This window comes from Enterobacter sp. 01-M-03-SI-ECC, assembly GCF_047530215.1.
In the GTDB taxonomy this organism is placed as follows: Bacteria; Pseudomonadota; Gammaproteobacteria; order Enterobacterales; family Enterobacteriaceae; genus Enterobacter; species Enterobacter chengduensis.
In genome coordinates, this window is record NZ_JBLKDA010000005.1 from 234520 (window position 1) to 243752 (window position 9233).

Genomic DNA, 9233 nt, shown 5'->3' on the forward strand with positions numbered 1-9233 from the left:
TGTAACACAATCGATGCACATAAAAAAAGGCGCTTTAATCAGCGCCTTTTTAAACTGCGGGGTTTATTCCGTCACCGGTTCGGGGAGCGGGTTACGGCTGAGCATCGCCTCGCGCAGCAAAACGCTGGCGCAGGCAAACAGTCCCCCCAGCAGCGCCGCCAGGACGACAATCAGAGCCTTGCCCGGGCCATCCTTTTTCACCGGCATGGAAGGAGAGAGCTGGTACCTGAATGGCTCAAGCTTCACGTCGGCAAAGGAGAGCTTTTTCAGCTGCGCGAGGTGGTATTCCCGGTTCTGGAAATCCGCATTCAGCTCGGTCACGTCCTTGAGGTTTTTTTCAATCTGCAGCTTTTGCGCGATGCCGTCAGCGCCGAGCGAAACGGAATAGTCCGGATCGTCTTTTACCGCCTGTCCGTTGCTGTAGACCGGCTTCTTGATGCCGGCGGCATTGGCCACTTCCAGGGAATAATTCAGCCGCTGCAGGTTGGTGTTGTGAATATTGGTCAGACGGACGCGATCCAGCTCCAGCTGCTGGGAAACGACGTTGGTTTTCAGCGCGATCTGGTTGCGAATATTCTGCACCGTCTCTTTTTCAACAATATCCGCGATAAAATCGATGTATCCCGCCAGAACGGCTTGCGCATCGGCTGCCGTCGGCGCGGTAAAGCTTAACGTCCAGGAAACGTAAGGCGCTTTATCCGCGTCTTTTCCCTGAGCGTCATTTGCCGCTTTCATTCGGTCCGAGATGTTGACTATCGCCCGATGAAGATCAAGCGGATCCACCTCGGCATCTTTAAGTTGCGCCATCACGTAAGGGGAGGATTTCAGGTACTCTTCGAGCAACGACTGAGACTGAAACTTTTTAATAAACAGGTCAAAGACTTCCGGGCGGGTAATCTGCGCGTCTACGTCAAGCACCTGAAGCGCCACCAGCATCTGGCGCAGCGGGTTCCACTGGGACGATTCTGCCGTGGTGATCACCGCTTTACTGGTCCACTTCTGCGGCAGTAAAAATGAAATGGCGAGCCCAACCAGCGCAAACGCGAGGGTAACGGCGACGATGCGTTTTTTCGCCGCTAAAAGAACGCCAACCAGGCCTAAAAGATCTATCTCTTTAGCGTGTACAGCCGGAGGGGCGTAATGGGGGAAATCAAGATCGGTATTTTTTTTGATATCCATCTCAGACATAGGAATTATTTTTAGGATGCCGTGCATCTTTGCTCAAACGTTAGCGGTGGTCCGATGATACAGCACCTTAAGAATTATCCTAAGTTCAAATCTCATGATTTCCCCCTCCCCTGCCAAAATTAGTAGACGATTTCACTGGGTGATTATTGCTACTAAGCGCTACCTTTGCCCTTTCGGCATACGTTGTAAGCGCTTAAACGGGCAATAAGATTACTCGCCGATGTTCCGCAGTTTCTCACCGGCCATCAGCTTGCGCTCGATGTGTTCCAGCGTCACGCCCTTGGTTTCCGGGATCAGCCAGAAGGTTACGCCAATAAACGCCACGTTCAGCACCGTGTAGAGCCAGAAGGTGCCCGCCGCGCCAATCGCGTCCAGCAGCGTCAGGAAGGTCGCGCCGATAATCATGTTCGACACCCAGTTAGTGGTCGTGGAACAGGTGATGCCAAAATCCCGGCATTTGAGCGGCTGGATTTCGGAGCACAGGATCCACACCACGGGCGCGGCGCTCATCGCATAGCCTGCAATACACATCATGGTCATCCCGACGGAAAGCCAGGAAAGGCCGCTGGAGGCCGTGCCGTTATCAAACTGCATCAGGCAGTAGCCGAGGATCAGCGTGCCGAGCGCCATCACGCTGAAGCCAATTTTCAGCGCCGGTTTACGGCCGGCTTTGTCCACGGTGAATACCGCAATAAAGGTGGCAAACATGAAGGTGAGGCCCACCAGCAGCGTGGCGATCATCTGCTGTTCGGTGGTGGTGAACCCGGCCATTTTGAAGATGCGCGGCGCGTAGTACATGATGATGTTCATGCCGGTGAACTGCTGCATCGCCTGCAGCAGCATGCCGAGGAAGACCGCGCGACGCACGTTGCGGTTGATCTTAAACAGCGCCCAGCCGCCCTGCTTCAGCTTCAGGCTTTCGCGGATCTCGTTCAGCTCTTCGCGCGCTTTTTCAGAGGTATCGCGCAGCATGCGCAGGACCTCTTCCGCCTCCACGTGGCGCCCTTTTTGCGCCAGCCAGCGCGGACTGTTTGGCAGGAAAATCACCAGCACGATCAGCACCAGCGCCGGTAAGGCCAGCACGCCCAGCATCGCGCGCCAGTTGCCGCTGTAGCTGAAATAGGTGTCGGACAGGAACGCCAGCACGATGCCCAGCGTGACCATCAGCTGATACATGCTGATCATCCTGCCGCGCACGTTCTCGCTTGCCATTTCGGAGAGATAAAGCGGCGCCGTGTAGGAGGCAATCCCCACCGCCACGCCCAGCAGCACGCGGGAGAGCAGCAGCACTTCAACGTTAGCGGCAAACGCCGAGCCAATGGAGCCCGCGACAAACAGAATCGCCCCGACCATCAGGCTGTATTTGCGCCCCAGACGAAACGAAAGCCAGCCGTTGAACAGCGCGCCGATGGCCGCGCCAAGCATCATGCTGCTCACCACCCACTCCTGCAGGCGACTGCTGAGGGTAAAGTGGTCGGTAATAAACGGTAATGCGCCGGCAATGACGCCGATATCCAGTCCAAACAACAGGCCCGCCACGGCGGCGGCAATAGAGACAAACTGGTTCATGCGGCGAGTATCGCGCAGCGCAGCGGGCATCAGGGTAGAGTCATTGATAGATGTCATATTTTTCCTGCCTCAACAGCAAAATTCGTTAACTGAAATTACGAGAAAGCGCGGAAAAGTGTCAGGCGGGAAAAGGTGAAGATATGGATTATTTCGCTGCGGCATAGCGATCTGTGATGGACATTACAATTTCAACGCGTGGCGAATAATCACGCATTTTTACTAATCAGTTAATATTTAAGCAATTAAAGTGTGATTGCCGTCATTAATGATTTTTCAGTATGGATTTTTCATCTTTATCGATATGGACGACGCCAATATTTATGTAAAAAAAACCTCCGCCCGTGGGCAGAGGTTCTCATACCAGCAGGAATTATCGCGCCAGCCAGCCGCCATCAACCGCAATCGTATAGCCGTTGATATAGTCCGATGCCGACGAGGCCAGAAAGACCACCGGTCCCATCAGATCGCCCGGCAGGCCCCAGCGCCCCGCCGGAATGCGGTCGAGGATTTCCGCGCTACGCTGCTCGTCTGCACGCAGCTGCTGCGTGTTGTTGGTCGCCATGTAACCCGGCGCGATCGCATTCACATTGATATTATGCTTTGCCCATTCGTTTGCCAGCAGGCGGGTCACGCCCATCACCGCGCTTTTGGACGCGGTGTAGGACGGTACGCGGATGCCGCCCTGGAACGAGAGCATAGAGGCAATATTCACGATCTTGCCGCCTTTCCCCTGCGCAATAAAATGCTTCGCCGCCGCCTGGGACATAAAAAATACGCTCTTGATGTTCAAATCCATCACGTCGTCCCAGTCGCGCTCGCTGAAGCTGATCGCATCTTCACGGCGAATCAGCCCGGCGTTGTTGACCAGAATATCGATATGACCAAATTCAGCCACCGCGCGATCCAGCAGTTCCGGAATGGCGTCGATTTTACGCAGATCGGCGTTCAGGCTGAGAAAGCGACGGCCCAGCGCGGTCACGCGCTCAATAGTTTCCGAGGGTTCAACAAGGTTAATCCCGACGATGTCACAGCCCGCTTCCGCCAGGCCTAGCGCCATCCCCTGACCCAGCCCGGTGTCACACCCGGAAACCACCGCCACTTTCCCCTGCAGAGAGAATGCATCCAGAATCATGTTTATTCCTTACTCTTTCAGCGCCTGTCACTCACAGGCAGGTTTATGCTTCACTGCCCGCGACTAGCGCAGATCGCTGACCGCAACATGGTCCATGTCATCAAAGACCTGGTTTTCACCCACCATACCCCAGATAAAGGTGTAGGCTTTTGTCCCGACGCCGGAGTGAATAGACCAGCTCGGCGAAATCACCGCCTGCTCGTTGTGCATCACGATATGGCGCGTCTCCTGCGGCTGCCCCATCATGTGAAACACGCAGGCGTCCTCATCCATGTTGAAGTAGAAGTAGACTTCCATGCGGCGCTCGTGGGTATGGCACGGCATGGTGTTCCACAGGTTGCCCGGCGCCAGCTCGGTCAGGCCCATGCTCAGCTGGCAGGTTTCCAGCACGTCCGGCACGAAGTATTTATTGATGGTGCGGCGGTTGCTGGTGAGGTTGTCGCCCAGCGTTACGGGGGCGACGTCTGCCGTGGTGACCTTTTTATTTGGATAGGTGACGTGAGCCGGCGCGCAGTTGTAGTAAAACTTCGCGGGTTTGCTGGCGTCAATGCTGGCAAAGACTACGTCTTTCGCCCCTTTCCCCACGTACAGCGCCTCGCGATGGCCAATCTCATAGCACTGACCGTCTACGGTGATGGTGCCTGGCCCGCCGATGTTAATCACTCCCAGCTCGCGACGCTCAAGAAAATAGCTCACGCCCAGCTGTTTACCCACTTCCCCGCCCACGGAGACGGTTTTTGCCACCGGCATAATCCCGCCCACAATGATGCGGTCGATATGACTGTAGACCATAGTGTATTTGTCGGCCTCGAACACCTGCTCAACTAAAAACTCGCTGCGCAGCCCCTGAGTATCCAGCGTTTTGGCGTGTGCACTGTGAATGCTTTGTCTGACGTCCACGGTAACCTCCAGATGTGGTTATGCCCGAAAAAGAAAATTAACGAAACAGCGTTCCGTTTTCATGATGAACACATACTATCGGCATAAAATAGGCTTTTCAATTAAATTCAAAACAACGTTTCATTTTTTATTTTGTTTATAACGAAAATGACACCCGGATCACGGTTAAAAGGCATGGGAACGAAGGGAGGATAAAAAAAACCTCCCGCAGGAGGTGTTTTCAAAGAGGAGAGATTACCGTTCGATGGCCAGCGCGACCCCTTGCCCGCCGCCTATACAGAGTGTGGCAATCCCTTTGCGGGCATTGCGCTTTTTCATTTCATGGACCAGCGAAACCAGGATCCGGCAGCCGGACGCCCCGATCGGGTGCCCCAGCGCGATCGCCCCACCGTTGACGTTGACCCGCAGCGGATCCCACTCCAGCATTTTTCCGACGGAGATCGCCTGCGCGGCGTAGGCTTCGTTCACTTCGATCAGATCCACATCCGAAAGCTGCCACCCCGCGCGTTCCAGACAGCGGCGAGTCGCGTAGACCGGCGCGATCCCCATTAACGCCGGATCAACCCCTACGCTCGCGAACGCCTTGATGCGGGCCAGCACGGGGAGATCGAGTTCAAGGGCTTTGCTTTCGCTCATCATCATCACGGCGGCAGCGCCGTCGTTAATGGAAGAGGCATTTCCCGCCGTTACCGACCCCTGCATTTCAAAAGCAGGATTGAGCCTCGCCAGGCCTTCAGCACTGGCGTCGGTGCGCGGCTGTTCATCGGTATCCACAACGACAGGCTCGCCGCTCTGACGCTGCGTGCTGACCGGGACAATTTCGTCACGAAAACGGCCGGAATCAATCGCCGCCCGCGCTTTTTGCTGAGAGCTTAGCGCATAGGCATCCTGCACCTCACGGCTGATGCCGTACTCGCGCGCCAGGTTTTCCGCCGTCACGCCCATATGATAGTCATTGAACGCATCCCACAGCCCGTCATGCACCAGGCTGTCGAGCAGCTGGCTGTTGCCCAGCTGCGCGCCGGTGCGGCTGTCGGTCAACACGTGCGGCGCGCGGCTCATATTCTCCTGCCCGCCCGCAATGATCACGTCCGCTTCACCACACTGAATGGCCTGCGTCGCGAGATGCAGCGCTTTTAATCCTGAACCACAGACGTCGTTAATAGTGATGGCGGAGACGGTATTAGGCAGCCCGCCTTTGAGCGCCGCCTGACGCGCAGGATTTTGCCCGGCACCGGCCGTAAGGACCTGTCCCAGGATCACCTCATCAACTTCATGGGGTGCGATCCCGCTACGCTCCACCAGCGCTTTCACCACCACGCTGCCCAGATCAACCGCCGAGTGACGCGCAAGCGATCCCTGAAAACAGCCGATAGCTGTACGCAACGCACCCACTATTACGACATCTTTCATCACGACCTCTGTGTTAAATGACATGACGATAGTAGAGGATTGTTACTGGCAATTATCTTAATTGTTTAAAATTAGTGAGTTTAATCACAAGGATCAGCGCGCATCCTGCAGATACTGCCGCAGCCAGCTTCCGGCCACGCCGGGAGGGGTGCGTTTATTCCACAGCAGATCGATGCCGATCGCCCGCGGCCAGCCGGGCACATTGAGCTGCACCAGCGATTTCGCGGCGGCAAATTCATCCACCAGCGCACAGGGCAACGCGCACCAGCCGAATCCCTGCACCGCCATACTCAAGAGTAACAGGTAATTCGGCGCTGACCAGACGGGCCCGCGCGCGATCTCCGCCTCGCGCTCCAGATAGGTGCTCAGCCGCAGCTCCCGCCAGCCGTGCAGCTCGTCACGCTGGACGTCATGCTGCCCGGCCAGCGGATGCGTGGTCGCGACGTAGATCGCCATACGCGTCTGCATCGGCAGCCGGGTGGCGCCGATATCCGTCGGATACCCGTCCCGCGCTTCGGTGAGGCCAATCTGCGCGCGCTCCTTTTGCAGCAGGTCGATCACGTCCTCTTCCTCGCCAATCAGACATTCGAATTCCGTATGGGGAAAACGGGCGTCAAACTGTTTCATCATCTCTTCCAGCACGTCCGGGTTGAGGGTATCGGAAAGGACAAACGTCAGACGCGCCTCCGTTTTCGCCGTTAGCGACACCGCCAGTTCATCCAGCCGCGTGCTGGCGGCCAGGATGGCCTGCACGTAGCCCAGCACCTGCTCCCCCTGGGCCGTTAACACCGGCTGGCGCGCCGAGCGGTCAAACAGTTCGAAACCGAGATCGGCCTCAAGATGGGCAATCGACGTGCTGATCGTCGACTGGCTTTTACGCAGCCGGCGTGCGGCGGCAGAAAAAGAGCCTGCCGCCACGGTCTCGACAAACGCGTTAAGGGCTTCGGGTGAATAGCGCATGACCTATCTACTTTTACGATGGATACTATCATTAATATATCAGCTTTAGCGATAAAAATAGGCTGCATCAGCGCCCATACCGGCGAATTAATGAGGTCTATGACTATGCAACACCAGGATGCACTCCAACGTAAACTGCCGGAGCGGATCTTTCACGCCGTCTGTTTCGAAGGCATTGCCACCGCTATTCTCGCCCCCACGGCGGCGTGGCTTATGCAGCGTTCCGTGATGGAGATGGGCGGGTTAACCATTATTCTGGCGACCACCGCGATGCTGTGGAACATTATCTATAACTTCGGCTTCGACCGTTTCTGGCCCGTTCAGCGCGTCAAACGTACGGCAAAAGTGCGCGCGCTGCATGCGCTGGGGTTCGAGTGCGGGTTTATTGTGATTGGCGTGTCGATTGTCGCCGCCGTGCTGGGCGTCACCCTGCTGCAGGCATTCACGCTGGAAATTGGCTTCTTCCTGTTCTTCCTGCCGTACACCATGTTCTATAACTGGGCGTACGATTGCCTTCGCGAAAAATTTCTTAAGCGTCGCCAGCAACGGCGCGCCCTGGCAGGCTAATCCCCCTCAGGCCGGACGCCCGTTCCGGCCAAACTCCGTCGAAGCAACTGCGCTCTTAGTGCTTATCTATGGTAAATTGCACGCCATTCCGTTGGTTTGATAGTTGATACGTTGCTCTAATGTCGAAAATTTGGTCAAAAGATGAGACTCTCTGGAGTTTCGCTCTCTATGGCACAGCCGTGGGCGCAGGAACGCTGTTCCTGCCCATTCAGCTGGGCTCCGCAGGCGCGATTGTCCTGTTTATTACCGCCCTCGTGGCCTACCCCTTAACCTACTGGCCGCACAGAGCGCTGGCGCAATTTATCCTGTCGTCAAAAACAAAAGGCAATGAAGGGATCACCGGCGCCGTCTCGCACTATTACGGCAAGAAGATCGGCAATCTGATCACTACCCTCTATTTCGTCGCCTTCTTCGTGGTGGTGCAGATTTATGCGGTGGCGATCACCAACTCGTTAACCGAACAGCTGGCGAAACACCTGACGGTGGATAACGGCGTTCGCGTGCTGGTTAGCCTCGGGGTGGTGCTGGTCCTGAACCTGATCTTCCTGATGGGACGCCATATCACGATAAAAGTGATGGGCTTCCTGGTGTTTCCGCTGATTGCCTATTTTCTGTTTGTCTCGCTCTATCTTATCGGCAGCTGGCAACCCGCGCTGCTGACCAGCCAGATGACCGCCGATCGGCATACCCTCCATCAGGTATGGATTTCGATTCCGGTGATGGTGTTTGCCTTCAGCCATACCCCAATTATCTCAACGTTTGCCGTTGACCGTCGCGAGAAGTTTGCCGATGGTGCCATGGATAAATGCAAGAAAATCATGAAGGTGGCCTACCTGATCATCTGCCTGAGCGTGCTGTTCTTCGTCTTCAGCTGCCTGCTCTCAATTCCGCCGTCATATATCGTGGCCGCTAAAGAAGAAGGGGTGACGATTCTGTCCGCGCTGTCGATGATGCCCTCTTCACCGGCGTGGTTGGGCATTTCCGGGATTATCGTGGCGATTGTTGCGATGTCGAAGTCGTTCCTCGGCACCTATTTTGGGGTGATTGAAGGAGCGACGGAGATCGTGAAGTCGTCGCTGAATCAGGTGGGGGTGAAAAAGAGCCGCGCCTTTAACCGCGCGATTTCCATTATGGGGGTGTCGTTCATCACCTTTGCGGTCTGCTGCATTAATCCGAACGCCATTTCGATGATTTACGCCATCAGCGGCCCGCTTATCGCCATGATCCTGTTTATCATGCCGACGCTGTCGACGTACCTGATCCCCTCGCTGAAACAGTACCGCTCCATTGGCAATCTGCTGACGCTGATCGTCGGCGTGCTGTGCGTGTCGGTAATGTTTGTTGGCTAACGTTCCTGCCAGGCATTGTGCCGGGTGGCGCTGCGGTATGAACCGGAAACATGGGTAACACTTTAGACCGGATACATGGGTAACAGTTATAACTGGCATAGAAGAGGAGACTCGCTATGCCCTGGACTGAGACCCGACCTATGCAACGCCTTGAT

At 55.9% G+C, this 9233-nt stretch carries 8 protein-coding genes; 2 read left to right on the top strand and 6 right to left on the bottom strand.

Going from position 1 to position 9233, the window contains the following annotated elements; translation table 11 throughout:
• Positions 1 to 63 precede the first annotated feature (63 nt).
• The 6 genes from wzz(fepE) to ACMWKK_RS07615 form a co-directional block, all read right to left on the bottom strand.
• Positions 64 to 1188 carry an LPS O-antigen length regulator Wzz(fepE) gene (gene wzz(fepE) / locus ACMWKK_RS07590; RefSeq protein WP_045329175.1) on the bottom strand — a complete coding sequence of 375 codons (1125 nt, stop codon included), beginning with the start codon at positions 1186 to 1188 and terminating at the stop codon, positions 64 to 66.
• Positions 1189 to 1398: 210 nt separating this feature from the next.
• Positions 1399 to 2814 (bottom strand): sugar porter family MFS transporter, encoded by a 1416-nt coding sequence (locus ACMWKK_RS07595; protein ID WP_045329178.1) that lies wholly within the window; start codon positions 2812 to 2814, stop codon positions 1399 to 1401.
• Between the two features lie 313 nt (positions 2815 to 3127).
• Positions 3128 to 3889 carry a 2-dehydro-3-deoxy-D-gluconate 5-dehydrogenase KduD gene (gene kduD / locus ACMWKK_RS07600; protein ID WP_112780999.1) on the bottom strand — a complete coding sequence of 254 codons (762 nt, stop codon included), beginning with the start codon at positions 3887 to 3889 and terminating at the stop codon, positions 3128 to 3130.
• A 63-nt stretch (positions 3890 to 3952) separates the two neighbouring features.
• Positions 3953 to 4789, bottom strand: a complete 837-nt coding sequence (gene kduI / locus ACMWKK_RS07605) for a 5-dehydro-4-deoxy-D-glucuronate isomerase (protein WP_045329180.1) — start codon at positions 4787 to 4789, stop codon at positions 3953 to 3955.
• 234 nt (positions 4790 to 5023) lie between these two features.
• Positions 5024 to 6202 (bottom strand): acetyl-CoA C-acetyltransferase, encoded by a 1179-nt coding sequence (locus tag ACMWKK_RS07610; RefSeq protein WP_045329181.1) that lies wholly within the window; start codon positions 6200 to 6202, stop codon positions 5024 to 5026.
• Between the two features lie 93 nt (positions 6203 to 6295).
• Positions 6296 to 7162: a LysR family transcriptional regulator gene (locus tag ACMWKK_RS07615; protein WP_048994724.1), complete on the bottom strand. Its 867-nt coding sequence runs from the start codon at positions 7160 to 7162 to the stop codon at positions 6296 to 6298.
• Between the two features lie 105 nt (positions 7163 to 7267).
• Between ACMWKK_RS07615 and ACMWKK_RS07620 the strand changes: the two genes are divergently transcribed.
• Both ACMWKK_RS07620 and ACMWKK_RS07625 read left to right on the top strand, forming a co-directional pair.
• Positions 7268 to 7729, top strand: a complete 462-nt coding sequence (locus ACMWKK_RS07620; protein ID WP_045329182.1) for a multidrug/biocide efflux PACE transporter — start codon at positions 7268 to 7270, stop codon at positions 7727 to 7729.
• Between the two features lie 119 nt (positions 7730 to 7848).
• Positions 7849 to 9078 carry an amino acid permease gene (locus ACMWKK_RS07625; protein ID WP_112781000.1) on the top strand — a complete coding sequence of 410 codons (1230 nt, stop codon included), beginning with the start codon at positions 7849 to 7851 and terminating at the stop codon, positions 9076 to 9078.
• Positions 9079 to 9233: the final 155 nt, after the last annotated feature.